Here is a 21,845-nt window from a genome sequence, read left to right as displayed (position 1 = left end):
TCTGAATTTCTAATCACTTCACCTTTACAAGGTCTTGGGTTAAAGGTTTGTTTCCCAATTCTTCAATTAAAACTTTCCCAAACGCTTTAAATGAACCGTATGTTTCAACAATCTCTGTTAATATATGTTCTAATTCTTCTTCTTTTCTCGGATATCCTTTTTGTCCCTTTGTACAAGCTTTAATAATTTTTGCAATTGCTAACACATTTCCAGATTGTAACTTTGGTAATAATGTTTCTAATCCTTCACCTAAGTTAATCTCACGTACTTCATAACCTAAAGCCCTATCAATTGCATTTAATTCCCCTAATCCAAATTTCAATTCTAAATCATATTTACCGTTTTTAATTGTTACCATTTTTACACCTTCCTATAAAAAATAAACAGGCAAGCTGCCTGCTTATTTGGATTTATTAATATTAATGTGATTCAACTGCTATGTTACTCATTGAACTTGCCGATGGAACATCATCTGAAACCGGTTGTGGAATTGATTTCGTTGCCAATCCATCATCAGCAAAATCATCTTTTGTCGTATTATGGAATCTATATCCTACTTGAGCTAATTTATCACTAACTTCTCTAGGGATTGTGGCAAAACCTCTTTGATACTTATCATGTACCGCAAATTCCACTTCGTACTCTTCAATAGAGCCATTTTCACCTTTACGTTTAAACTTTTTGAAGCGGCCTTGATGATACTTTGCTTTATATTTACCACTATTTTCATTTTTACCTTCCACTTTACTTTCAATTTCCCATACTTCATAAGCAATCTTGTCACGGACTGCATCTTCAAATTCATCACATAAAGGGTCACTATAATTAGCCTTGGCCGTCGCAGATAGCGTATTTTCTAATGATCCTTCACTTGTATAACTACCATCCATTGTATCTTCGATATCAAAGTCATTTTCAAGTTCATTTTCAAATTCAGTCATAAACATCATTTTGGTAGCATCTACTTTTTGACCACATTTTCTAAATAAATATATTCTATCTTTACTGTCTTTATACATGTCATTACCTCCTATAATATTTCAAATTCTATATTAATAATTGTATGAAGAAGCAATGTATCCGTAGAATTATCATCAATCGTATTAATCGTTAATTCTCTTAATTTTATTTGATAATGTTCTATTTCTATAGGTTGCGATAAAGTCTGTTCTACAAAATAAACACATTGATTGTGTTGTCCAAAATCATCTGCTTTACTCCATACGTGAATCATGCCGTTCAATTTTCCATGAAACGATTGTAAAGTGTAATCTGTTTTTGTGATATTAAATTTTTTTACCACAAAAAAAGGATATGGTAATACTTCCGTTATATCTTTAAAATCAATAACGTCAATACCAAATCCTTGTAATAATGTAAAAATTTCATCATACAGTAATTGAGCGGGTGTATATTTAATTGTCATACATTACTCCTAATCATTTAATAATCTGTTTAGATCTTCATTCACTTGCTGTTTAATTTCTAAATAAGTTGGAAACATGAATGGTTCTTTATACATATAACGAGTTCCATACTCTAAATATCCACTATAATGCGCATTAGAAACAATTTCATAATGCTTAGGTGCAATTTTCTTAACTTTTACCATACGAGCTAAATTACCAGTCCAATATCCTTTTACAAATGCTTTTTGTGCATTTTTAATCGCTAAATCAACACCTTCTTGTGCATTTCGTTTTAATATGAAATCTACATCATCATCAATTTCATTGACCATATTTTGTAGTTTATTGATTAACTTTTTTGTACATTCAACTTTCATTTAAGTTACCTCTTTAATGAATAGGGATGTCGTACGTTGATAATGTTTAACTTTAACGATTTTATATTGTTTGGAGTTAATTAATGCATGCGTTGGATTTACGCCAATTACTTTTGGAATACGCACTACATTGATGTCTTTTGTAATTTCTCCAAACTCTAACCTTACATTTTCAGCTGTTAGTGAATTAATGTTACAAGCAAAAGTACCTAAATTATCTTTGTTAATTTCTTTACGTTTCGTTTCAGGGTTATATCTTGATTCTGAATAATAGTATAAGGTTATTCTATCTTTATAATTCATTAATAAAAATTCACAAAACCTTTCTTTTCATCTTTGAAATATAAATTATTTAGAATACCCTTATACTCCTCAAAATCATTTGATTCATAACTACTGGAACGTCCATCTTGAGCCTCAGATGACATACCTTCTGCACCAATTCTATTAAAGCGCTTAGTCGCAACTTCAACCACAATAAATTCAATTTCTTCTGGTACTGTTTCTTCAATCGTTGGTAACATGGCCAACAATTCCTGTTTAACATTATCAATAATTACTTCTAATTGTTCATCTTGATTAGTATCATCAATACCAATTCTTTTCTTAAGCGTCTTTATAAAATCCTTCAATATCTAATACCTCATTTTCTGCTAATACTTTAACAATAAGAATTTTCTTTTCATCAGGAATTTCATTTGCATAACCTTCAATTTCAGCAATTCCAGGACTAATACCATAAACAATACCATTTTCATCAATAGTTGCGATATCAGGATTTTTAGAAGTCATCGTTTTTGTACTATTTGTTGCATTTATTGGTCCAACAACTGGAAATAGGGTTTCACTTTCATTAACTCGAACATGCATTTTTTCACGTCTAAAAGAAAAATATTTAGCTTTGACATAAACTGTCTGAAACTCCGGTATATCAACTTTTTCAGATTCTACTCCATCGATTTCCCATACAGCTTGAAGTGCACCTTCTTGATAGACTGTATCAGGATTTAAGCCTTTAACTTTTATCAATGTATCCTCATTATCGCCTTCATAACTTGTCCTCCATCCTCTAGTTTTAGCTATTAGGTCAGATCCATTATAAATTTTCAAGTATCTATCCTTTTCCACAAAAACCCCACCTTTTTATTAGTTATCCTAATACTAGGTCTACACCATCATAAAATGGAAACATTCTAACAAATTGGGGCTTAGCTGGGTGTTTGACTTTCTGCTTTAATTTTAACTTTTACCACTGCATCTATATTTTCAGGGAATAATTTAACTGCTGACATCAATGTAGTTTCGGATGTTAAACGATTTGATTGAATATCATGTAAAACACCGACAAAACCAGTTTCATCAACCGCAAAATTAAATGCGCGACTTAGTTCACCTTTTGGATTAGCATAACCAACATTTAAGTTTTCAGATACTGTCATCCAAATTTCCCCTTTTGGCACATCTGAAAGTTCAATCACCTTTACACCTACATAATTAGTTAATAATCCCATTCCGAATAATGAACCATTAGAAACAATTAATCCATTTGCGACATGTTCAGCAGAATCATCAGGATTCACAAATGCGATTGGCGTAAAGTCTTCTTCCAATACTGTAGATAACTTCGCACGACCTTTTGCTAAGGCTCCTTGTAAATTTTTCGCGTTCAATGCTTTTTTTCTAGTATCATAATCAGTACCTGCTGCATTACCTAAAATTTGCGCAAAGTCATTTCTAATATCCTTTTGAACGTGACGTAATAATTCATTATCAGTTTTGTTTACAGCTATATCAAAACCATGTGATTGAATAGCTTCAGCTGTTGTTGATTTACGGTATTTACTAAATGTTAATTCGATTGTATTAACTAATTCTCGTGTAACTTTAGTTAACGGAATTTCATCACCTTCATCAACATTAGAAGTGCTCGCTTCTTGAACATTAAATTTGTACATTTTAATGTTTGTCCCAACATTCATTGGAATCTTGTTTGTTACACCTAATACTTCTAATAATTTATTGATATTATTTCCAAGTTTATTAGCAAAATCGATTGATTTTACTTGTCCTAAATCAGACGCATTAGTTAAGTTATATTCAGATGTCATTTAAAATACCTCCTATAATTAAGTAAATAAATTTAAATTACTAGCAATAGCTTTTTGACGCTCAATATCATCTTTGATAGCCAAAATTTCATTTTTATTCAAACCTGTTCTTTGTGAATTGACTGGCGATTTTTGTCTAAGTACACTTTCAACGTTCGCTTGAACCATTTCATTTAACAATCCAGTAAATGCCTCTACATTTTTCTTCGTTTCTCCAGCATCCGAATCAACTAATAAATTGACTATTTGATCATCAAATTTTTCTAAACCAGCTTCTTTAAGCATTGAACGTGTCTCACTTTTCATTTGTGACAAAGCCTTTTCTGCCTTTAATTCTTCATTTTCCTTAATCAATTTTTCTAATTCATATTGATTTTTCTGATCACGATTCATTTTAGCTAACTTCTCAGCTTCTTGAACTGCATCTTTAATACGTTCATCTGATTTTTTTCGTTCTCTAGCTATACGCTCTTTAATCAATTGTGATACTTCTTCTTGAGAAAATGTTTTCTCATTCTGTTGTGATTGTTCATCGCTGTTGTCTAGTTGCTCTTCGTTCTGAGTTACGTCAGTAATATTACTTTCATTTTTCTCCATGAGACATACCTCCATTTATAGTCTGTCGACTTTGTATTCCATACTTGCTTTTAAAATGTCATCAGCACGTTTTGGACAATAAAAAATAACCTTCACATTGGAAGGTTAAAAAGAGTATAAAAAATAGCACCACTTTCTATATATTTATGTAGAAAGGATGCTATTATTGTAAAACAATAGTTTTAATTTTATTTTCTGATATATCATATGTAATGTTACCTGTATCAATTTCTATCGAATTATAACCATCAAAATTATCAACATTATCATCAAAGTCTATCACTTTTCCAATTAATATTTTATTATTAGTAAGCGTTAATTTGACTAATTTGCCTATGTATGACTGTAAATTCATATTTAATCACTCCTTTTTAATATACGGAACTACATGAAAACCAGTTTTAGAATAATGAACTTTACCTAATTTCGTTTCAATATATTTACCATTCACATAAGACTTACCTATTATCTTTTTGTAATCTATAACTTGTTTTTTTCTGAAATTCCCTTCATCATCAAACAAAACTGGAAAATCAATAAATTCTTTTTTAGTCATCTTTTCAATTTCATTAGAATCTATTGTAATATAACTGGGTAAGAAAGATGAATTATTTTTCTTGTTATTATATTCATTTGTGTTTAAAATATGACGCTGTTGTTTTTCATTATTCAATTGCATCTTTATTTTACCATTACTTATCATTTCAAGCATTTCTTTTTTAGCTTTTTCTTGTAATTTTTCTTTTCCAGACTCTTTATTCTCTACTTGATACTTACCTTCACGCTCTTTAAAGAACTTGTCTCGCCAACTGCCGACATGTGGCACTGTGGTGCTTCTACACCATGGATGCATAGGTGGCGCATTCACACCTGGAACCATATCTTTAACTTTAAATGTTTTACCATTGAGTGAATGACATAATTTAGATGTTTTACTATCTATTTTGGCAACATATTTATATTCGCCATCTTCACCTAAATCTTTAAGATAAGCTATCTTTTGTGATTCTGTTTGTACACGTGCTGATTCAGTTACTAACAATCTACTGGCGTTATAAGTAGTAGAATTGGTTTGCTTTTTAAACTCAGAAACAAATTCATTAGGGTGTCGACCTCGAATTACGATATGACTTGTTACCCTTTCAACTTCCTTTTGAACAAGTTCCATATCATTCCATAATCTAGTAGACCATATAGCACCTTTGAAATTACTATTAACGACTGCTTTCACTTCAGTGTCATCAATTTGAACATGTTCACCTAGAATATGTGCTTGTCTCTTTACTTCTCTATTAACTGCGTCACTTAGCTTATCCTCAATTTTATTTTGAAGATTTAAACTAGAATCTTTCACAATCAAATCTAGCTGCTGCTTTAACAGTTTTTCTCTAGAGATTTTCATCGTTAAGTTGTATTGTTTGAGCGATTGATTCGCCTCTTCACTGAAATCTTTACGCTCAACAAATTGTTTCGCTTTGTTACTAAATGCTTGTACATCAAATGAATCAGCCATTTTCTTAACTTCTTGAATACTCAGTCCAGTATCTTTGGCATATTTTGCATAAAAGGCTAATAATTCTTTTGTAATTTCGGCATACATCAATAAAATGATACGTTCAATTTCAATTATTGCTTGTGCATCAACTAAAGATTCAGCGTCCATGACGTTTTTAGCACGTTCTAGCCAATATTTTAAATTATCTGACATTTATATCAGTCATTTCATTTTCGTGGCTAAATGGTGCCTTAAATGATGAATTATCACTAATTTTTTTTACCTTATTTTGTTCATCTTCCATTTTCTTGATTTCTTCAAGTGGATTATCAATAATTGGTAGCAATTTCAATCTGGTTTGTTCAGATACTCCACCATTTAATGAATTAAAAGCTTCAATTGATTCATTTAAAGACTTAGGTAAATTAGGAGTAAAAGTAATATCGATTGTTGAATAATCATACTTATGTACACCAGTTAAATTAAGAATATTGAATAATAGTTTGTATCTTTTCATTAAACCTTTCTTAAACAAACGTTCTTTAATAGCTCTAACTTGTTCTAAACCAAACAATTTATATTTCATTGATTCACCAGATTGAACTCCACTGAAATTCTCATCGCTTAAATCAGGCGTATTCGTATATTTGTGAATATCTTTTTGTAATCTCGTTTTATAAGCTTCTGAGCCATTAACATCATATTGTTTATAAATGTACTTAACATCTGCATTACCTTCTGAACCATTGACATTGATACTTGGTTTGACATGAACCATATTAGCTTGTCGAAACTTCTTAGCTTCATCACCATCTATTTCAATACTTCCAACGATAGCTAACATGGCATCATTTAAATCGGTCATATAATTAGCGGTATCTGATTGTGCTTGATCATACAAATCAATTAAAGAAATGACATTTTCAAAGTCACCTTGTTTAAATTGATCGTTTAAATATTCAATGATTGGCACATCATTATAGTAATGAGGTATTTCATCGATAGAATTGAAAGAACCGCCTTTTACTTCGATGTAATAGATTTTATTTGTTGTATATATTTCAATTTTCTGTATTGGTGTATTGTCAAAATCTTTAACATTAAAGTATCTAACACCTGCTATCATCTTTTTATCTAGTGAAGTGTCATATACAACAAATGTACTTTTACTATCTAATAATTTGAATGTATCTTTATCATCAGTATCTCTATAAACAATTTCATACGCTCGACCATAAATAGATAAATTTAAAGCTAAATCACTATTTGTAGCATCAGCATCATTTACTTTATTAAGGTCAACTAATTTTTCATTTGTATTTTCGTCTTTATGTGTAATTGTTATAGGATTACCAGTTAAATAACCGACTATAAAGCGTGTGACATACTTAGCATAATTATGTACTGCTCTGTGGTCAGCTTTATCACTATAATCATTTATTCTTCGGTTATCGGTTAAAATATCAGTATTTCTGTTCAAATAATAATCTTCTAACATTTCTAACCTTGGTACTTGTTCAGTTTTATGCTTACTTATCAAACTAAGTAATACTTCTTCTTTTAATAACTGTTCTACATTACTGATTAAAAAATCATTATTTGCTGTTTTAGAGAACTTTGTGTTGTTAATTTCTTGGGTGTAAATCGTCATCAGTTCACTTCCTTAGAACATGTTTCTAATCCTTGTTAAATCATCTATTTTATTTTCAGTTTTCTTATCTTTAAAAATTAAATTACATACAGAATAGCGAAGTGCATCTATGCAATGATTATATGTATCTACAGGTTCGTTATAGTATTCGCCGGTATTTTTATCTTTTTTCCATGTATAGTTATCTAATTCTTCAATAGTTTTAAAACATCGTTCATCAACTATAATTTCAAATTGACTAATAAATTGAATTCCGGCCATAATGCTATCTTTACCTTTGATTGCAGGTTTAATTCTTCCTATACCATGCTTTCTAATCTCAGCTATACTTTTTTGTTCAGCTGAATCTGCACTTATAACTTCTTTACTAAAGCCTAAATTTTTAATAAGTTTAGCTATTTCATCGTTCAACATTCCTTTTTTGACATACTCTGAAATAACATAGAGTTTCTTATTTTCAACATCTACTTTCACATGAATAAATGCACTTGGATCGTTGATATATCCAAAATCTAATCCAAAATAAGATGGTAAGTGCCTAATTTCATCAGTATTAATGATTCGTTTTTCATATTTTGGAAAAACTAATTTATCTAATGTAGCGAACTCTCCTAACGCATATATTTTGTAATAGGCTGGATTTCTATTAGCAAGTTGTTCTAGCGTATCTTTAGTCATATCATCTAAAAATTTATTATCCTTATAACTTGATTGCCTAATCAATACATCTTTTAATGGATTACTAGTTCCAAAAAATGCTTTATAAACCCAATTTAATTTTGATACTGGGTTAAACATTAAAAAAATTTGTTTGTTCAAGTGTTTTCTTTCTCTTAAACGAAGTGTCAATTGTGTGTAATCATCTAAAGTAAACTCAGACGCTTCTTCCATCACAATATCTGAAACTGCTTTAATAGATTTAATTTTTTCTGGATTATCTAATCCTTTAAATAAAAAAATAGCGCCATTTGGAAGCACTACTTTGTTATCAGTTTTATTCCATTTGCATAAGTCCCATATTTTGAAGGAAATTAAACAACTTCTCACATCTTCAAATAAGCTATCAGTAATAGTTGCTTGTACTTTTCTAAGCCATAATACTTTCCTAGGATATTTCCATTTTTTCAATGCTTTTAATACTACTTTTTGAACAACGCCATGTGATTTACCACTTGATCCACCACCATAATGTACTTCTGTAACGTGTGAATAATCGTTAATAATTTCGAATATATTTTTATTAAACACCTTATTAGGATATTTAATATTTAATTTAATCGTCGTCATTATATTCACCAATATTGATTTCAATATTTTTCTGAGTGATTTCTTGTTCCACTTTATCTCTATATTTATGAGGTAATCTATTCTTGAGAGCGAATATTAGTGATGTAGGATTAGCATGTTCATATTTCTTGATTTTTACCACATCACCTTTATTAGTAACGGTTTCTTCTTCATAATAATAGCCAACCGCTCTTTTATGTAGTGCGTTCTCTAATTCATAATCTGATACCTCTTTGCCCTTTTTTATGGCGTCTAGAAAGTCTGGTATATTCTTTTTCCATTTAATTAAAGTATGTTTGGAAACGCCTAAATTTCTAGCAATTTGTTCATCTGTTAAACCATCGCGTTTCCAACCTTCTACTAATCCTAATTTATTTACTATATCCAGCTTTTCATAAAGTCCAATTCTAACCAACTATTATCACACACCTTATAAAAAAGACGCATCAATAGAAATGACACGTCGTAAGTTCACACTATATATTCAATTCATCTTTTAAAGCTCTTTGCAAAGTTTGACTAAAGTTTATCCCTTTTTCTTTACCCAAAATTACCATGTACTTTGGTAAGGTAACCATTTTATTTACAGTTTTATTTTCTTCTTTTATTCTGATAAGATGTGTATCTGCTGTTACCAATTGAAGCTGTTCATTTTCAGCTAATTTATTAGATAGTGTTTTATAATCAGATGCTTTTGGAATAATCTCTCCGGAATCTTCTAAAACAAGTAAATGTCCTTCAAGTGCATCTTTTGCCATGTGAATTGCATCTTCTAAATTATTACCAAATGTTATAGCGCCCGGTAAATCTGGATAATAAACGTTATAGTATTTATCTTCTTTCTCTAAAACCGCATAAAAATGATATTTCATATATATCCCTCCATTTTTAGAAGAAAACAAGGGGACTATATGAGTCCCGCTTGCTTAAGAATTGAACGCTCTGTTCCGCGAGGCAAATCTTTTTTAGGATGTGGAACAGTTACTAAACCAGTAATTATTGGATGTTTAAAGTGATGGTGACTTCCAACCACTCTAACTAAGTACCAGCCACTCTGCTCAATTCTTTTAATAATTTCTTTCGACGAGCTCATTGTGATTTACCTCCTACATATATTTTAACATATGCCGAAATTTGTCGGTATATTTTTATCTAAATTATTTATACACTACCCTTACGCTAATTGCTTTAATAATTAAAATCAATAAGCCTATCTAAGTCGTAGCTCAGATAGGCAATAAAAATTGGAGGAGACCAAAACAAAGATTATTTAATCTTCTACATATGTATCAAACATAAGACAAAAAATCACTATAAAAATAAATTTGTTTCAAGTTCATTTTTTATTTTAATTTCAGCTCTTTTAATATAGTTTTGTACACTGCCTATTTTCAAATTTAATAAACAAGCAGATGCTTTATAAGTAAGCCCCTCACATTTGACCATAATAAAACACTCTAGTTCTTTAGGTGTTAACTTCATCAGTGCGTAGCTCACTTTATTATTAACATCCTTAATTATATCTTTGTATTCAATATCTGAATTCTTTTTATACATTGATTCGCTAAAAGCCTTATTGATCACATCATTATCTACTAAGTAGCATTGACTTCTATCTATTGCGTTATAATTGCCTGGTTCGTGTCCACATGTTAACCATTCAATTGTATAATCAATGTCTTTTAATATATCTTTGTAAATACTTAATTTATCCTCTTCATCTACTTTATTTTCAAGTGATTTTATTTTATTGAGTACGCAAAGTCTCGTTTTCCTATATTCAATTAGCAAGTCTTTCATGATGTATCTCCTCGATGTAAGCATTAATAAAAAGTCTAATGGCTAATTACGTTTTAAATAAATATCGAGTTCTATTAATTCAATAAAGATAATCATTAAAAATATTGTTAATATATACTCGATAAAGTTAAATCCAAATCCTAATGTGATTGCGAGACTTAAACAAACAGTAAATAATAAAATTGCAATCATTCTGATATATTTATTAACGATATATTTGCATGTATAAAATAAAATTATTGTCAAAATCATAAATGTTAAGTTCAATAAAATCATTCATGATAACCTCTTTCCTCTTCTAATCTTTACATTCTCTCTATTTAACGCGCAGTTCAAACTATCCATGAGCATAACGTTATCTCCCATTGTTAATGTTTTTCTACCAGATTTACGTATAATGCCCTCACCTATAATGACAATGCCTACATTTTCTTGTTTTAGAATTGAACTCAAATCCGTGTGCTTTACTTCTTCATATAGGTTTCTCGGTAAAACTAAGTAATTATAATGAGCTACAAAAGACAATTTAGCTGAACTCTTTAAATCTGCTTTTGATACTTTAATTTCATATGCTCTAAAAATATTTCTAGTATCATAGGTTAAAAAGTCCACGATTTCACGCCCATGTGTAAGAGGCTTACGCCCAATAACTACCTCGTGACATCCACACATTCCCATTTTGTCTATGATCAGTGAATCATATAAATATTGTTCCGCTTCTAAGGTTGCTATAGACTTCATTTTTGCGACACCTCATTAAATCTTTGATTGCTCTTAGCTCTAGTTATGTGTGTATATTTACGTCCTGTTGACTCTTTGAATGTTGTGACTAAGTATTGTGCCACTTACTCGACACCTCTTTCATTTGCACGTTACTTGCATTTTACTTAAATTCCGCTTTTATTTCGGGGTTATATCACTTGCACGTTACTTGCAAACTCTATTGACTTCATTTTTGAAACACCTCATTAAATCTTTGTAGCATTTTAATCGCATTTTAAATCTGAGTCTTTTACGAATTTACCATCAATCATTTTGCCTTTCCTGTTTTTGATTTCATCATAGGCATGTGCTAAACATGTTCTTAAATCGGAGCTATTTTTGTATGCCGTTTCTTTAAGTAAATAGGTAATGTTTGTAATCAAAGTTTGAATTTCACTAAACAAATTGCCATTATTATTATCAGACATAAAATCATCTAGTTTTTCACCTAAGTAAAATAGTGATTTAATATAATTTAAAGTATTAACCTCTCCTTCACCGAAATCAGATAGGCTTAACGCTAATTTAATATTGCCTTTAATTTGTTGCATCATGATTATTAATACAACAAACATGTCACCTATACTATCTTTAATTAATTGCATATCTTGTTTATTTAATCCTCGTACTAGTTCTCCATGTTCTTCGACCAACTTATCAAACTGCTTTAAGGGGCTTGCATGATTTATATTACGGTCAACACTCCATTGTTCTACTTTTCCAATTAATTCATCAATAGTTAATGAATTAGTCATTATTAAGCAACTCCTTAAATTTTTCTTCACTAATTTCAACATCTACTAAATTACATGTTTTAAACCATTCACTTGGTCTGTAATTTTGAATTGCATCATCTCCGTAACGTTCCTTTAAGATATCACTCAAATTTTTTTCTTCCCTCAAAAAGATTTCTTTAGCTTTCTTTTTATCCGGTTTACTTCCGTCTTTATTTGCAAATAGTATTGCCTCATCTAAATCTTGGCACCACACATCAAATTCACCAATGTATACGCCTGATTCGTCTTTATGTTCAAATGCTAATGCTGGATATGTTTTCATTATTCCTATTCCTCCTCTACATTAATTTCATATTCATCACAATCAAATGGTACTTCCATTCTCGCAATATCATGCGCTTCAATTTCTGCTTCTTCTAAACTTTCAGCCTCGATAGCCTCTTCAATCATGCCAGTGTATGTGATTTGACCATTAAATTTTTTCATTGATACCTCTGTCTTCTAAAACAAACTAAGTTGTTTTGCTTTTTCGAAATACAATTCGTTGCATTCAATGTAGCTAGCTAATTCAAATTTGTTATTAAATGTCTTTTTCACGCCTTTAAACATCGTTTTGTGATGACCGTGAAGAAAATATATGTCATTTACTACATGAACATGAGCAACTTTTCTATCTGCTTGGTATAAATATTGTTTACTGTCGAAAAATTGTTTAATCAAATTTTGATTTTTTCTAAGCATATATTGTCGATTTGTTGTTGTATCGCCACAAGTATTATTTAGACTTAACAACTAATCACCCCAATGAGCATTCAATTTTTTAAAAAATTCAGCCCTGTCTTTTTCAAATTCTTCATCAACTTCGACAACTGTATTTTGATTTTGATTGGTTAACCAACTTGGCGTCTTTTCTTTAGACTTATAATTTTCTTTTTGCTTATTCTGCATTTTTTTCGTGGCTTTATATTGAGCTTCATAAGCTTTAATTTGATCGTAGTTGTTTAGATTCATTTGTAACCAAGAGTTTAAAATACTTTTAGCGTATCCCCAATTAACTTTATTTCTGTCCTTGGCTATCTTTAGAGCAGCAATCAAAATCTCATCCGAGTCTTGACAAAAAGCATCTAGATAATAATTTATGTCTTCAACAATATATTGAGTGATAAACCCAAATCCGTTATCTTGGAAGAAGTCGAAGGCTTTATAATTATTCTTCTCCTTCTTCTCCTTCTTCTCCTTCTTATCATTCTTTACCTTCTTATCATTCTTTATATTCTTTAATTCTTTAGTCTTGTTCAGTGATTTGTTCAGTCTATTGTCTTTCTTTTGTTCAGTACGTTGTTCATTCTTTTGTTCAGTTTGTTGTATAGTTTGTTGTTCATTCTTTTGTTCACTCTGTTGTTCATTTTGTTGTTCACTTAGTTGTTCAGTCTGTTGTTTTTTATAATCATCATTATCTTGATAAATACCGTAGTTATGCACTATTATAGTTGTTCCGTTTTTTGTCTTTTTAGTGGTTATCATGTTGTCTTTTTCTAACGCGTTCAAATAATTTCTAACTGTATTTCTAGATACGCTCCATCGTTCAGATAATTTTAATTCTGATGTATGAAAAGAACCACGCTTTAAAACAACTATTTTGCCCCCTAACATTACCTTTTTGTCTGAATGATTGGTTAACAGTAATAAATCCAGCCACCATTTTAGTCTCTTAGAATCCGTCCAAATCCAATGGTCTATAATTTTACGATGTATTTTTATCCAGCCAGCCATTTAAATCACCTCATTAGAACGGTAAATCATCGTCATTTATAACTATAGGTGCATTAGCAAACAAGTTACTTTGCTGGCTCATTGGCGTCTGTTTCCCATTTGCTTGCTGTTCTATTTGTTTCATCTCATCAGTTTTAGGTTCTGGTTTATTAACTACTTCATCGCCCTTATTCCAAACTTTTACATATGAAAGTCTTACAAAGTATTTACCTTGTTCCTCATTAAACTTATTTTTCAACACAATAGTTCCGATTTTGTTAATTAATTGATTAGTGTCAAAAGTTAAATCAGGTAAGTTCAATTTAATTCCTAATCTACTAAGTAACTCGATATATTGTTTTTCTTGAAAATCTTGTTGGAATGGTGGAACAAATTGGTTGTGTTTGTATTGTTTACCTTCGTTGTTTTCAAAAATAATTGTGAAGTATCTGTTTTCTCTGTCGTTAAACTCGACATTTGCAACTTTCACTGTAAATTCTCCAGCTCCTAAAAAGTCTCCGCCTTTCATGAATGCCTCTTGATTAGTTTCTTGAATGTATAGTGCTCTACCTCTAATTTTCATGATTTTTTACCGCCTTTAGTTAATTTCTAGTTTCCATTTCTGATTGCTTGGACTACATCATTAATACTAGGATTAACGAATTTTTTACTTGAAATTGTTATATTGCTAGCATGTCTTATCTTAGTCTCAAATAAATCTGATGGTTCTGCGTTAAGTACATATTGATAAGATTTTTCGCCGTCTTGTTCATTCTCTTCAATTGTCATTCTTGCTAACACGTCAGATTGGCTAATAATTGCTTTTCTAATTTGGTCTTGTGCCTCTATCGTGATTGTTGGATTGATAGTACTACCCTCATCATCTTTATCTTTATTGATGCCCTCATGCCCGCTTATAGCAAGATGAAATTGGTACTGCTCTTGTAATTTAGAAATATATCGATAAATACTTACAATTCGTGAAGCACACTCGCCCCAATCATTAAATGTCGGTTTTTTAATCTTACCTTTCATGACATTCTCAATCGTAATATCTCTCAACTTCTGAATAGTCTCTATTACTACAACATCGATTTGTTTGCCATTTTCCCTAAGCTGTTCTATAACTTTTGGTAACAATTGAATTACTGTCCTAAAATGCTCATAATTTTTGATTTGTACAACTGCACCATCTTCAGTTACCGTTGTCCCATCTTCGTTTATATCTAGTACTAAAGCATTATTATCTTTGGTTAAAAATGTAGTTTTACCAGTCCCGAATCTTCCGTAAATAGCGAATTTATAAAACTTATTAGCATTTTGTTTGCTGATATCTTTCACACCTAGTTGCTTTAAAATATCGACGCCTTGAATAGTTTTTCCAGCCATCTATTCTCCCACCTTAACTGTGTAAGATGTTGGTTTTTCGATAATTCTAACGCCCTCTAAAATCTCGCCATTCACATCAATCAACGTGCCATTTTCAGTTACATTGAAATCTTTCTTAATCTCTGATTGACTAAGTTTTTTTGTCAATTTTACATAGTCATTCAGTCCACGTTGTTCAAGCTGTTCAATAACTTTGTTTTCGTTACTAACTTGTATCACTTTTGCCCCTTTTCGAGAGGTTACTTTGCCATATGGCGTATTTAACTTAAATTTTTTATCTTTCTCTTTTTCAATTCTGAAATACTCAATCACAAGACTTTGAAGGTATTCCTTATTACTTTGTAATTTCTCAATTTCTTTATCGCGCCATAAATTTATACGTTCGATTTCACTGTTTGCCAGTTCATTAATTTCATTCTCTTTTATTGTAATTGCGTCTAATTTTTTAAAAACCCAGTTAGCGCTATTTAAATCTGTGACTTGAAACCAGTCATCTTGTTCAAATGTTTCTAGTTCTCGTGCTTGTAATTCATTCATAAAACTAAACACCTTTCTTAACTAATATCTGCCCACGCATTACCGATATAATATAGTTCTTCATCCGTTCATGTGACTCTGGATATACTTCTAATATCTGTAATAACTTATTATTTGTTTTATAACTATCGTGATAATGTAAAAAATTAATAATAATCTGTGAGGTTGGTGTCTGTTCGATTTCCAACAAGCAGTTTTCATTTGTTTTCTTAAACTCATCAAATAGTTGTTGATATAGAACAAACATCTTTTCATTAGCATCATTCTTCATTGCTGTCATCATCCTTGTCGTCATCTATACCTAAAAATTTTTTTAATTTATACATTTCGATAACATTAGCGATATCGTGGTAATCATTTTCGTTATTCAATAAATCAGCAAGATCTACAATATCCCCAAGCGCACAATGTGACGATGATGTAGTATGTCCATTACTAACCCCTACAGTTGAAAAAAGTAAAACGGCAAATTCAGTTTCTTTATTGATTTCATTCACTAATTCAAACAATTCTCCATTCTTTTCAGCCAATAAATCTCTTAATTCTTGTCTGCTCATGTTCTTAAATTCATTTTTCATTGTTGTCTTCCCCCAAAATTGATATACTTTATTTGTTAATTGTTTTTTAATTTCTGATTGCTAATTGCCGTTAGCAGTCAGTTTTTTTATTCTCTAAAAAAATACTCATCATAGAAAATGAATATTGCAATGCCAGTACTCGCAGCAATTACCCATGCTGTCGTGAAGTACAGAAATGGCATTAAACAAATTGCTAAAATTGTTATACACATTACTGCTATGATGTAACTTTTATATGTGTTAGACATTCGCATCCTCCCTCAGTCGTCGATTGTGTGTTTTTAAAATTCTTTTTAAATCCTTAATTTGTATAACTTTCTCGTTCTCTAGTTTTATTTTCAGTTGATCGTATAGAATTTTTTTCATACAATCAGCTCGTTCTGTTTCGTTTTTGAATAATTGACTATTATTCATGTGGTTAATGTCCTCCAATTCGATTGATTAGCGTTTGATAAGCATCTAATACTTGCGGATAAAGGTATAACACTCTAGTGCCTACTCGTCTTGTCACTGCTACAATTTCAGGTTCATAGACTATCTTTTGTATTAGCGTTGCTTTACTTAAACCTGTAATCTCCACTAAATCTTTAATATCTACGGTTGCAACTTGCCTCTTGTAGGTACTTAAGATTTCATCAACTTTCTTTTGTACTAATTCGTTAATTATTGCTTCATTCAGTTGAATATTTAGCATGTTGTGCACTCCTTCCCGAGTTATTGTTTTCGAAACTTTAGTGCTAAAAAAAATCATCAATTTTAATATTTAAAACTTCAGCTAATCTCTTGGCTTCTCCTGTTTTAAAATCTCTACCATTAATCCTATTTAATTTAATATTAAACAAAGATGCATTCATACCAATCTTATTAGCAATGTCTTTCTGTTTTAAACCTCTGCCTATAATTATTGCTTTCACTTTATAGTATGGATGTGTTTTTTCTTTATTCATTATCAAGCCTCCTTTTTGTTTCGAAAACGATAACTTAAATATAATTTATACTACATCTGTTTCGAAGTCAATTACTTTTTGAAAATAAATGTTGTTTTTTCGAAACGAATTCTATATACTTTAAATATCAAATAGAACTTGGAGTGATTTTGTGGGAATTGGTGAAGGCATAAGGAAAATGCGTAAGCAACACAAATTGACAATGGATCAATTAGCAAACAATCTTAATACTACATTCCCCAAACAATCGAATTTTACTAAAAGTAAAATATCTAAGTGGGAGAATGAAAAAGAGGAACCTAGACTTAGTTCTGCTAAATTAATAGCAGAATACTTCAAAATATCATTAGATGAACTTTATAATAGTAATAGTTCGGGAGTTAAAAACAATCTTTCAAACAAAGATAAAATAACCGCACATGTAAGCGAAGATGTTAGTGACTCTGAGATGAAAGAAATCGTGAACTTCATCGAATATATTAAAAGTAAAAGAAATACAAATTCAAATAGCGATAAATAAAGAAAGACGCTCATTTTACTAATCATTGTATTAGTATTACTACGTCTTTCTTTTTTTATATATCAAATTATGCATAATTAAACTTCTGTTAATTGGAGATGATAACTACCGAAATATAAATCAAAATTTAATAAAGGAGTGAAATTATGCATCAATACAAGGAGTTGATGGATGATATAAAAATTAAATATATTGAGATGCCGGATAAATTAGAATGTCTGATTATAGGTAATGATTTATATATTAATAAGCATTTATCATCATCTACATCAACGAGTGAAATTAAAGAACCAATGTCTTTATATCACTACCACTGTCATGATTTTGAATTATTAATCCCCTTAAATCAAATTAAACAAGCAATATACTTACATGACTGCAAAACTATACCTCAGTTAAGCGCTTATTTTAAAGTGCCTGTAACAGACATCTTACTAACAATATACTTCTATAAAGTTAAGTACTCAGATTTACATTTTCTCAATATGTTCAAAACCGATTTATTAAGTATTCATCAAGAAATTATTTAGGAGGCGTTTAAATGCAACAAGAATCAACATCATGGTACAAACAAGAGTGGTTTATTGTTTTATCACTTTTATTCCTATTTCCTTTAGGCTTATTTTTAATGTGGAAATTCAGCAAATGGCCGTCTTTAGTTAGGACAATAATTACTGTATTTATAGCTGTTATTACTCTAGCTAGTATAAATTATATAGCACAAAATCAAATGCCTAGAACTTATATAACGAATTCAGATTCAAGTAGTGAAAGCAATAAATCTGACAGTATCACTGATAAAGATGAAGAGAATCACGAAAAAGCAAAAGAACAAACAAATGGTAAATATCAAGAATGGTTTGACACGAGTACAAAAGGAACATCTGATAGTTCAAGTACAAGCTCTAGTTCTAGCACAGATGACAGTACGACTCGTGACCAAAAAGCAGCTTTAAAACAAGCAGAGTTTTATTCAGAACACTTACATTTATCAAAACAAGACATATTTCATCAATTAACATCAGAATATGGAAACAAATTTTCTGAAGATGATGCGCAATACGCAATAGATCATTTAAAAGCTGACTATAATAAAAACGCATTAGAAAGTGCTAAAACATATGCCAAAAGTTTAAATATGTCTACCAGAGAAATTTATGATCAATTAATTTCGGAATACGGAGGACGATTTACACCATCAGAAGCACAATATGCAATCGACCACTTAGACAAATAATTTAATTGGGCAGAATTCCTGCCCTTTTATTCATTTTAGGGAGGTAACCAATATGGCATCATTTGAAAAAAGAGGTAATAAATGGCGGTATAAAGTTCAATATAAAGATTCATTGGGAACAAAAAAAGTTATAAGCAAATCTGGATTTAGAACAAAAGCGGAAGCAAAAAAAGCAGCTTTAGAAGTTGAGTTAAATATTAAAAATGGTTATAAAGAAAACATGAATTATACACTTGAAAAATGGCTCGACTATTACTTAGAGACTTGGCGAAAAGATAAGATTAACGATAGCACCTATAATATTGAATTATATTCAAAGAAACGATTATTAGACATCTATGACCCTAACATAAACATTAAAAACATTACACCTTCGATGCACCAAAAATTCATAAATACGTTAATTCAACGTGGTTACAGTAAATCAACGCTATCAAAAACACATCATTTGATGAAACGTGCAATGGAACGTGCTAAATATGATAGAATCATTTATTTTAATCCATGTGATGGTATTTCATTACATCATAAAAATTTAAAAGAAAAGGAAAAAGCTAAATATTTACCTAGCGATAAAATTAAACCTTTTTTAGAAATGGTTAAAAAGCGGGATATTTATCAGTACTTTTTATTTAGAACACTTATAGAAACAGGTATGCGAATCGGTGAGGCAAACGCACTTAATTGGAATGATTATGACAGAAAGTATAAAACATTATCAATTACAAAGTCGTATGATCAAAAAAGAAAAATATTTGGTCCTACCAAAAATAAGGAAAATAGAATCATATTTATAAGTGACAAATTAGCAAAGGAATTATTCAAATTGAGAACGCTTCAAAATGCAAACAAAATAGCAAATAGCGAATTATATTACACTGATTATGATTTTATGTTTTGTAATGAATTTGGCGATCCACTTCCACGTTCTACTACCCACAATACAATGAAATATGTAACAAGTAAAATATTAGGGAAAGGCAATGAACTAAGCATACATAAATTACGACATACACATGCAACATTGTTACTTGAAAGTAATGTGCCTATGAAAGTAATTCAGGAGCGATTAGGTCACAAAAGTGAATTCATAACAAGCAACATTTATAGTCATGTCACTGAGAAAATGAATCATACGGCAAAAGAAAATTTCGAGAAATATATACGTGATGTTTTTTGATTAAGGTTCCCAAAAGTTGCCCAGTAGTAACGAAAGGAACATTTTACACCTTAAAAAGTTGCCCAGTTTAATCAAAAAAGAGCTAAAGCAAATTGCTCTAGCCCTTGATATTACTGATTTCCCATCATTGTTTAGCGTATTAATATTGCTTCATGTACTGATCTCTTTCCCATTCAGATACTTGAGTTCTGTAATAATCCCATTCAATAGATTTAGAATTAATAAATTGATTATAGATGTGATTTCCTAATGCTTTTTTAATAACTTCATTTTCACGCATTGCTTTTAATGCTGTGTAAAGTGTTGAAGGTAAGTCTTGAATGCCTACTGCTTCACGTTCTTCACGGTTCATTTCGTAAATATTTTGGTTAACAGGTTCTGGAACTTTTAATTTATTTTTAATTCCGTCTAAACCAGCTTCTAAAATTGCAGCTAATGCCATGTATGGGTTCGCGGCTGGGTCAACTGAACGCACTTCAATACGAGTTGATAATCCTCTTGAAGATGGTACACGGATTAATGGTGAACGGTTTTTACCGCTCCATGCAATATAACATGGTGCTTCATAACCAGGTACTAAACGTTTGTATGAGTTTACTAATGGATTACATACCGCTGTAAATCCACGTGCGTTTTTAAGTACACCAGCTGTAAATTGGTAAGCTGTTTCTGTTAAGCCCATTTCAGTATTCGGATCAAAGAAGGCATTTTCTTTACCTTTGAATAATGAAACGTTAAAGTGCATACCGCTACCGTTCACACCAAATAATGGTTTAGGCATGAAAGTTGCATGTAAATTATGCTTACGCGCAATTGTTTTAACAACCAATTTAAAGGTTTGGATGTTATCACATGCTGTAACTGCATCCGCATATTTAAAGTCAATTTCATGTTGACCAGGTGCAACTTCATGATGACTTGCTTCGATATCGAAGCCCATATCCTCTAATTCTAGAACGATATCACGACGGCAGTTTTCACCTAAATCAGTAGGTGCTAAATCGAAATATCCACCATCATCGTTAAGTTCTAAAGTTGGTTCCCCTTTTTCATCCAACTTGAACAAGAAGAATTCTGGTTCTGGTCCTAAGTTAAAGTCTGTGAAGCCCAAATCTTCCATTTCTTTTAATACACGTTTTAAGTTTGCACGTGGATCCCCTTCAAATGGCGTACCATCTGTTTTATATACATCACAAATTAAACGTGCTACTTTACCTTGACCAGCAGTCCATGGGAAGATTACCCAAGTATCTAAATCTGGATGTAAATACATGTCAGATTCTTCGATACGTACGAAACCTTCGATAGATGAACCGTCAAACATCATTTCGTTATCAAGTACTTTTTCTAATTGGCTTACTGGTACTTCAACGTTTTTAATTGTTCCTAAAATATCAGTGAATTGTAATCTTAAATATCTTACATTTTCCTCTTCTGCAAATTTACGAATATCGTCTTTAGTGAAAGTACGTTTTGGCATTT

36 protein-coding genes and 2 pseudogenes are annotated in these 21,845 nt (G+C 30.7%); 4 read left to right on the top strand and 34 right to left on the bottom strand.

Features of this window, described 5'->3' with window-relative positions; genetic code table 11:
* Window positions 1-13: 13 nt before the first annotated feature.
* From CD116_RS13535 to CD116_RS13375, 33 genes and pseudogenes are all read right to left on the bottom strand, one after another.
* Window positions 14-358 carry a tail assembly chaperone gene (locus CD116_RS13535; RefSeq protein ID WP_047447276.1) on the bottom strand — a complete coding sequence of 115 codons (345 nt, stop codon included), beginning with the start codon at window positions 356-358 and terminating at the stop codon, window positions 14-16.
* A gap of 61 nt (window positions 359-419) precedes the next feature.
* The gene (locus CD116_RS13530; protein ID WP_047447284.1) at window positions 420-1,019 is read right to left on the bottom strand and encodes a phage major tail protein, TP901-1 family; all 600 of its coding nucleotides are present in this window, start codon (window positions 1,017-1,019) and stop codon (window positions 420-422) included.
* A gap of 11 nt (window positions 1,020-1,030) precedes the next feature.
* Window positions 1,031-1,426, bottom strand: coding sequence for a hypothetical protein (locus CD116_RS13525; RefSeq protein WP_047528805.1), 396 nt, complete (start codon window positions 1,424-1,426; stop codon window positions 1,031-1,033).
* A 9-nt stretch (window positions 1,427-1,435) separates the two neighbouring features.
* Window positions 1,436-1,786, bottom strand: coding sequence for an HK97-gp10 family putative phage morphogenesis protein (locus CD116_RS13520; RefSeq protein ID WP_047528807.1), 351 nt, complete (start codon window positions 1,784-1,786; stop codon window positions 1,436-1,438).
* Window positions 1,787-2,089, bottom strand: coding sequence for a hypothetical protein (locus CD116_RS13515; RefSeq protein ID WP_047447293.1), 303 nt, complete (start codon window positions 2,087-2,089; stop codon window positions 1,787-1,789). It lies immediately after the preceding gene.
* Window positions 2,089-2,418, bottom strand: coding sequence for a phage head-tail connector protein (locus CD116_RS13510; RefSeq protein ID WP_047549405.1), 330 nt, complete (start codon window positions 2,416-2,418; stop codon window positions 2,089-2,091). The genes CD116_RS13515 and CD116_RS13510 overlap by 1 nt, the downstream gene beginning before the upstream one ends.
* Window positions 2,393-2,914 carry an Ig-like domain-containing protein gene (locus CD116_RS13505; protein WP_051981574.1) on the bottom strand — a complete coding sequence of 174 codons (522 nt, stop codon included), beginning with the start codon at window positions 2,912-2,914 and terminating at the stop codon, window positions 2,393-2,395. Before CD116_RS13505 ends, CD116_RS13510 begins: the two co-directional genes overlap by 26 nt.
* A gap of 80 nt (window positions 2,915-2,994) precedes the next feature.
* Window positions 2,995-3,894: a hypothetical protein gene (locus CD116_RS13500; protein WP_047549408.1), complete on the bottom strand. Its 900-nt coding sequence runs from the start codon at window positions 3,892-3,894 to the stop codon at window positions 2,995-2,997.
* 18 nt (window positions 3,895-3,912) lie between these two features.
* On the bottom strand, window positions 3,913-4,491 hold the full coding sequence (locus CD116_RS13495) for a DUF4355 domain-containing protein (protein WP_047549411.1): 579 nt from the start codon (window positions 4,489-4,491) through the stop codon (window positions 3,913-3,915).
* Window positions 4,458-4,587: pseudogene (locus tag CD116_RS13490) on the bottom strand (hypothetical protein). Before CD116_RS13490 ends, CD116_RS13495 begins: the two are co-directional and overlap by 34 nt.
* Before the next feature lie 67 nt (window positions 4,588-4,654).
* Window positions 4,655-4,846 carry a hypothetical protein gene (locus CD116_RS13485; protein ID WP_047528819.1) on the bottom strand — a complete coding sequence of 64 codons (192 nt, stop codon included), beginning with the start codon at window positions 4,844-4,846 and terminating at the stop codon, window positions 4,655-4,657.
* A 6-nt stretch (window positions 4,847-4,852) separates the two neighbouring features.
* Window positions 4,853-6,199 (bottom strand): polymorphic toxin type 50 domain-containing protein, encoded by a 1,347-nt coding sequence (locus CD116_RS13480; RefSeq protein ID WP_047549414.1) that lies wholly within the window; start codon window positions 6,197-6,199, stop codon window positions 4,853-4,855.
* Entirely contained in the window at window positions 6,189-7,637 is a 1,449-nt protein-coding gene (locus CD116_RS13475) for a phage portal protein (RefSeq protein ID WP_047549417.1), read from the bottom strand. The genes CD116_RS13480 and CD116_RS13475 overlap by 11 nt, the downstream gene beginning before the upstream one ends.
* Before the next feature lie 12 nt (window positions 7,638-7,649).
* The gene (locus CD116_RS13470; protein WP_047549420.1) at window positions 7,650-8,924 is read right to left on the bottom strand and encodes a PBSX family phage terminase large subunit; all 1,275 of its coding nucleotides are present in this window, start codon (window positions 8,922-8,924) and stop codon (window positions 7,650-7,652) included.
* Window positions 8,911-9,339 carry a helix-turn-helix domain-containing protein gene (locus CD116_RS13465; RefSeq protein ID WP_047549423.1) on the bottom strand — a complete coding sequence of 143 codons (429 nt, stop codon included), beginning with the start codon at window positions 9,337-9,339 and terminating at the stop codon, window positions 8,911-8,913. Before CD116_RS13465 ends, CD116_RS13470 begins: the two co-directional genes overlap by 14 nt.
* A gap of 61 nt (window positions 9,340-9,400) precedes the next feature.
* A complete protein-coding gene (locus tag CD116_RS13460; RefSeq protein ID WP_047447319.1) occupies window positions 9,401-9,796 on the bottom strand; it encodes a type II toxin-antitoxin system HicB family antitoxin in 396 nt (131 codons plus the stop codon).
* Window positions 9,797-9,831: 35 nt separating this feature from the next.
* Complete coding sequence (locus CD116_RS13455; protein ID WP_047549427.1) at window positions 9,832-10,017, bottom strand: type II toxin-antitoxin system HicA family toxin; 186 nt, start codon at window positions 10,015-10,017, stop codon at window positions 9,832-9,834.
* Between the two features lie 218 nt (window positions 10,018-10,235).
* Entirely contained in the window at window positions 10,236-10,724 is a 489-nt protein-coding gene (locus CD116_RS13450) for a sigma factor-like helix-turn-helix DNA-binding protein (RefSeq protein ID WP_047549429.1), read from the bottom strand.
* A 276-nt stretch (window positions 10,725-11,000) separates the two neighbouring features.
* Window positions 11,001-11,465, bottom strand: coding sequence for a hypothetical protein (locus CD116_RS13440; protein WP_047549431.1), 465 nt, complete (start codon window positions 11,463-11,465; stop codon window positions 11,001-11,003).
* Between the two features lie 8 nt (window positions 11,466-11,473).
* Window positions 11,474-11,569, bottom strand: a pseudogene (locus CD116_RS13680) (DUF1381 domain-containing protein); the annotation flags it as partial.
* Window positions 11,570-11,710: 141 nt separating this feature from the next.
* Entirely contained in the window at window positions 11,711-12,241 is a 531-nt protein-coding gene (locus CD116_RS13435) for a MazG-like family protein (protein ID WP_047549434.1), read from the bottom strand.
* Window positions 12,234-12,545, bottom strand: coding sequence for a hypothetical protein (locus CD116_RS13430; protein WP_047528838.1), 312 nt, complete (start codon window positions 12,543-12,545; stop codon window positions 12,234-12,236). Before CD116_RS13430 ends, CD116_RS13435 begins: the two co-directional genes overlap by 8 nt.
* Window positions 12,546-12,550: 5 nt before the next feature.
* Complete coding sequence (locus CD116_RS13425) at window positions 12,551-12,709, bottom strand: hypothetical protein (protein ID WP_047528840.1); 159 nt, start codon at window positions 12,707-12,709, stop codon at window positions 12,551-12,553.
* Between the two features lie 15 nt (window positions 12,710-12,724).
* A complete protein-coding gene (locus CD116_RS13420) occupies window positions 12,725-12,964 on the bottom strand; it encodes an SAV1978 family virulence-associated passenger protein (RefSeq protein ID WP_047549672.1) in 240 nt (79 codons plus the stop codon).
* Between the two features lie 51 nt (window positions 12,965-13,015).
* Window positions 13,016-13,996, bottom strand: coding sequence for a DnaD domain protein (locus tag CD116_RS13415; RefSeq protein ID WP_047549438.1), 981 nt, complete (start codon window positions 13,994-13,996; stop codon window positions 13,016-13,018).
* A 13-nt stretch (window positions 13,997-14,009) separates the two neighbouring features.
* Window positions 14,010-14,558 (bottom strand): hypothetical protein, encoded by a 549-nt coding sequence (locus CD116_RS13410; RefSeq protein ID WP_047549440.1) that lies wholly within the window; start codon window positions 14,556-14,558, stop codon window positions 14,010-14,012.
* Between the two features lie 26 nt (window positions 14,559-14,584).
* Window positions 14,585-15,364 (bottom strand): ATP-binding protein, encoded by a 780-nt coding sequence (locus tag CD116_RS13405; protein ID WP_047549443.1) that lies wholly within the window; start codon window positions 15,362-15,364, stop codon window positions 14,585-14,587.
* Window positions 15,365-15,901: a host-nuclease inhibitor Gam family protein gene (locus tag CD116_RS13400; protein ID WP_047549445.1), complete on the bottom strand. Its 537-nt coding sequence runs from the start codon at window positions 15,899-15,901 to the stop codon at window positions 15,365-15,367.
* Between the two features lie 4 nt (window positions 15,902-15,905).
* Window positions 15,906-16,172: a hypothetical protein gene (locus CD116_RS13395; protein WP_000786634.1), complete on the bottom strand. Its 267-nt coding sequence runs from the start codon at window positions 16,170-16,172 to the stop codon at window positions 15,906-15,908.
* Complete coding sequence (locus tag CD116_RS13390; RefSeq protein ID WP_047549448.1) at window positions 16,162-16,479, bottom strand: DUF2482 family protein; 318 nt, start codon at window positions 16,477-16,479, stop codon at window positions 16,162-16,164. Before CD116_RS13390 ends, CD116_RS13395 begins: the two co-directional genes overlap by 11 nt.
* 86 nt (window positions 16,480-16,565) lie before the next feature.
* A complete protein-coding gene (locus CD116_RS13385; protein WP_000072840.1) occupies window positions 16,566-16,727 on the bottom strand; it encodes a DUF1270 family protein in 162 nt (53 codons plus the stop codon).
* A 170-nt stretch (window positions 16,728-16,897) separates the two neighbouring features.
* Window positions 16,898-17,173: a hypothetical protein gene (locus CD116_RS13380; protein WP_000932237.1), complete on the bottom strand. Its 276-nt coding sequence runs from the start codon at window positions 17,171-17,173 to the stop codon at window positions 16,898-16,900.
* Window positions 17,174-17,216: 43 nt separating this feature from the next.
* Window positions 17,217-17,426, bottom strand: a complete 210-nt coding sequence (locus CD116_RS13375) for a helix-turn-helix domain-containing protein (RefSeq protein ID WP_047549452.1) — start codon at window positions 17,424-17,426, stop codon at window positions 17,217-17,219.
* Between the two features lie 151 nt (window positions 17,427-17,577).
* Here CD116_RS13375 and CD116_RS13370 point away from each other — a divergent pair, with 151 nt between their 5' ends.
* The 4 genes from CD116_RS13370 (at window position 17,578) to CD116_RS13355 (ending at window position 20,363) form a co-directional block, all read left to right on the top strand.
* Window positions 17,578-17,946 (top strand): helix-turn-helix domain-containing protein, encoded by a 369-nt coding sequence (locus tag CD116_RS13370; protein ID WP_047549455.1) that lies wholly within the window; start codon window positions 17,578-17,580, stop codon window positions 17,944-17,946.
* Between the two features lie 146 nt (window positions 17,947-18,092).
* The gene (locus CD116_RS13365) at window positions 18,093-18,476 is read left to right on the top strand and encodes a hypothetical protein (RefSeq protein WP_047549458.1); all 384 of its coding nucleotides are present in this window, start codon (window positions 18,093-18,095) and stop codon (window positions 18,474-18,476) included.
* An 11-nt stretch (window positions 18,477-18,487) separates the two neighbouring features.
* Window positions 18,488-19,183 (top strand): Ltp family lipoprotein, encoded by a 696-nt coding sequence (locus CD116_RS13360; protein WP_047549462.1) that lies wholly within the window; start codon window positions 18,488-18,490, stop codon window positions 19,181-19,183.
* A 52-nt stretch (window positions 19,184-19,235) separates the two neighbouring features.
* Window positions 19,236-20,363, top strand: coding sequence for a site-specific integrase (locus CD116_RS13355; protein ID WP_047549465.1), 1,128 nt, complete (start codon window positions 19,236-19,238; stop codon window positions 20,361-20,363).
* 139 nt (window positions 20,364-20,502) lie between these two features.
* Here the strand turns inward: CD116_RS13355 and glnA are convergent, their stop codons facing one another.
* The gene (gene glnA, locus CD116_RS13350) at window positions 20,503-21,843 is read right to left on the bottom strand and encodes a type I glutamate--ammonia ligase (protein WP_001126603.1); all 1,341 of its coding nucleotides are present in this window, start codon (window positions 21,841-21,843) and stop codon (window positions 20,503-20,505) included.
* Window positions 21,844-21,845 lie beyond the last annotated feature (2 nt).

The organism is Staphylococcus schweitzeri, assembly GCF_002902405.1.
In the GTDB taxonomy this organism is placed as follows: Bacteria; Bacillota; Bacilli; order Staphylococcales; family Staphylococcaceae; genus Staphylococcus; species Staphylococcus schweitzeri.
Note: the sequence above shows the minus strand (reverse complement) of the source record. Positions and strands in the feature narration are given on the sequence as shown.

Excerpts from the sequence above, each read along its gene's own strand:
- CD116_RS13515 (WP_047447293.1), bottom strand. The coding sequence starts at position 2,089 with ATGAATTATAAAGATAGAATAACCTTATACTATTATTCAGAATCAAGA.
- CD116_RS13375 (WP_047549452.1), bottom strand. The coding sequence starts at position 17,426 with ATGAATAAAGAAAAAACACATCCATACTATAAAGTGAAAGCAATAATT.
- CD116_RS13520 (WP_047528807.1), bottom strand. The coding sequence starts at position 1,786 with ATGAAAGTTGAATGTACAAAAAAGTTAATCAATAAACTACAAAATATG.
- CD116_RS13385 (WP_000072840.1), bottom strand. The coding sequence starts at position 16,727 with ATGTCTAACACATATAAAAGTTACATCATAGCAGTAATGTGTATAACA.
- glnA (WP_001126603.1), bottom strand. The coding sequence starts at position 21,843 with ATGCCAAAACGTACTTTCACTAAAGACGATATTCGTAAATTTGCAGAA.
- CD116_RS13395 (WP_000786634.1), bottom strand. The coding sequence starts at position 16,172 with ATGAAGAATGATGCTAATGAAAAGATGTTTGTTCTATATCAACAACTA.
- CD116_RS13405 (WP_047549443.1), bottom strand. The coding sequence starts at position 15,364 with ATGGCTGGAAAAACTATTCAAGGCGTCGATATTTTAAAGCAACTAGGT.
- CD116_RS13430 (WP_047528838.1), bottom strand. The coding sequence starts at position 12,545 with ATGAAAACATATCCAGCATTAGCATTTGAACATAAAGACGAATCAGGC.
- CD116_RS13470 (WP_047549420.1), bottom strand. The coding sequence starts at position 8,924 with ATGACGACGATTAAATTAAATATTAAATATCCTAATAAGGTGTTTAAT.
- CD116_RS13485 (WP_047528819.1), bottom strand. The coding sequence starts at position 4,846 with ATGAATTTACAGTCATACATAGGCAAATTAGTCAAATTAACGCTTACT.
- CD116_RS13390 (WP_047549448.1), bottom strand. The coding sequence starts at position 16,479 with ATGAAAAATGAATTTAAGAACATGAGCAGACAAGAATTAAGAGATTTA.
- CD116_RS13425 (WP_047528840.1), bottom strand. The coding sequence starts at position 12,709 with ATGAAAAAATTTAATGGTCAAATCACATACACTGGCATGATTGAAGAG.
- CD116_RS13365 (WP_047549458.1), top strand. The coding sequence starts at position 18,093 with ATGCATCAATACAAGGAGTTGATGGATGATATAAAAATTAAATATATT.
- CD116_RS13460 (WP_047447319.1), bottom strand. The coding sequence starts at position 9,796 with ATGAAATATCATTTTTATGCGGTTTTAGAGAAAGAAGATAAATACTAT.
- CD116_RS13535 (WP_047447276.1), bottom strand. The coding sequence starts at position 358 with ATGGTAACAATTAAAAACGGTAAATATGATTTAGAATTGAAATTTGGA.
- CD116_RS13525 (WP_047528805.1), bottom strand. The coding sequence starts at position 1,426 with ATGACAATTAAATATACACCCGCTCAATTACTGTATGATGAAATTTTT.
- CD116_RS13495 (WP_047549411.1), bottom strand. The coding sequence starts at position 4,491 with ATGGAGAAAAATGAAAGTAATATTACTGACGTAACTCAGAACGAAGAG.
- CD116_RS13360 (WP_047549462.1), top strand. The coding sequence starts at position 18,488 with ATGCAACAAGAATCAACATCATGGTACAAACAAGAGTGGTTTATTGTT.
- CD116_RS13420 (WP_047549672.1), bottom strand. The coding sequence starts at position 12,964 with ATGCTTAGAAAAAATCAAAATTTGATTAAACAATTTTTCGACAGTAAA.
- CD116_RS13380 (WP_000932237.1), bottom strand. The coding sequence starts at position 17,173 with ATGCTAAATATTCAACTGAATGAAGCAATAATTAACGAATTAGTACAA.
- CD116_RS13455 (WP_047549427.1), bottom strand. The coding sequence starts at position 10,017 with ATGAGCTCGTCGAAAGAAATTATTAAAAGAATTGAGCAGAGTGGCTGG.
- CD116_RS13435 (WP_047549434.1), bottom strand. The coding sequence starts at position 12,241 with ATGACTAATTCATTAACTATTGATGAATTAATTGGAAAAGTAGAACAA.
- CD116_RS13415 (WP_047549438.1), bottom strand. The coding sequence starts at position 13,996 with ATGGCTGGCTGGATAAAAATACATCGTAAAATTATAGACCATTGGATT.
- CD116_RS13355 (WP_047549465.1), top strand. The coding sequence starts at position 19,236 with ATGGCATCATTTGAAAAAAGAGGTAATAAATGGCGGTATAAAGTTCAA.
- CD116_RS13410 (WP_047549440.1), bottom strand. The coding sequence starts at position 14,558 with ATGAAAATTAGAGGTAGAGCACTATACATTCAAGAAACTAATCAAGAG.
- CD116_RS13400 (WP_047549445.1), bottom strand. The coding sequence starts at position 15,901 with ATGAATGAATTACAAGCACGAGAACTAGAAACATTTGAACAAGATGAC.
- CD116_RS13530 (WP_047447284.1), bottom strand. The coding sequence starts at position 1,019 with ATGTATAAAGACAGTAAAGATAGAATATATTTATTTAGAAAATGTGGT.
- CD116_RS13480 (WP_047549414.1), bottom strand. The coding sequence starts at position 6,199 with ATGTCAGATAATTTAAAATATTGGCTAGAACGTGCTAAAAACGTCATG.
- CD116_RS13450 (WP_047549429.1), bottom strand. The coding sequence starts at position 10,724 with ATGAAAGACTTGCTAATTGAATATAGGAAAACGAGACTTTGCGTACTC.
- CD116_RS13475 (WP_047549417.1), bottom strand. The coding sequence starts at position 7,637 with ATGACGATTTACACCCAAGAAATTAACAACACAAAGTTCTCTAAAACA.
- CD116_RS13440 (WP_047549431.1), bottom strand. The coding sequence starts at position 11,465 with ATGAAGTCTATAGCAACCTTAGAAGCGGAACAATATTTATATGATTCA.
- CD116_RS13500 (WP_047549408.1), bottom strand. The coding sequence starts at position 3,894 with ATGACATCTGAATATAACTTAACTAATGCGTCTGATTTAGGACAAGTA.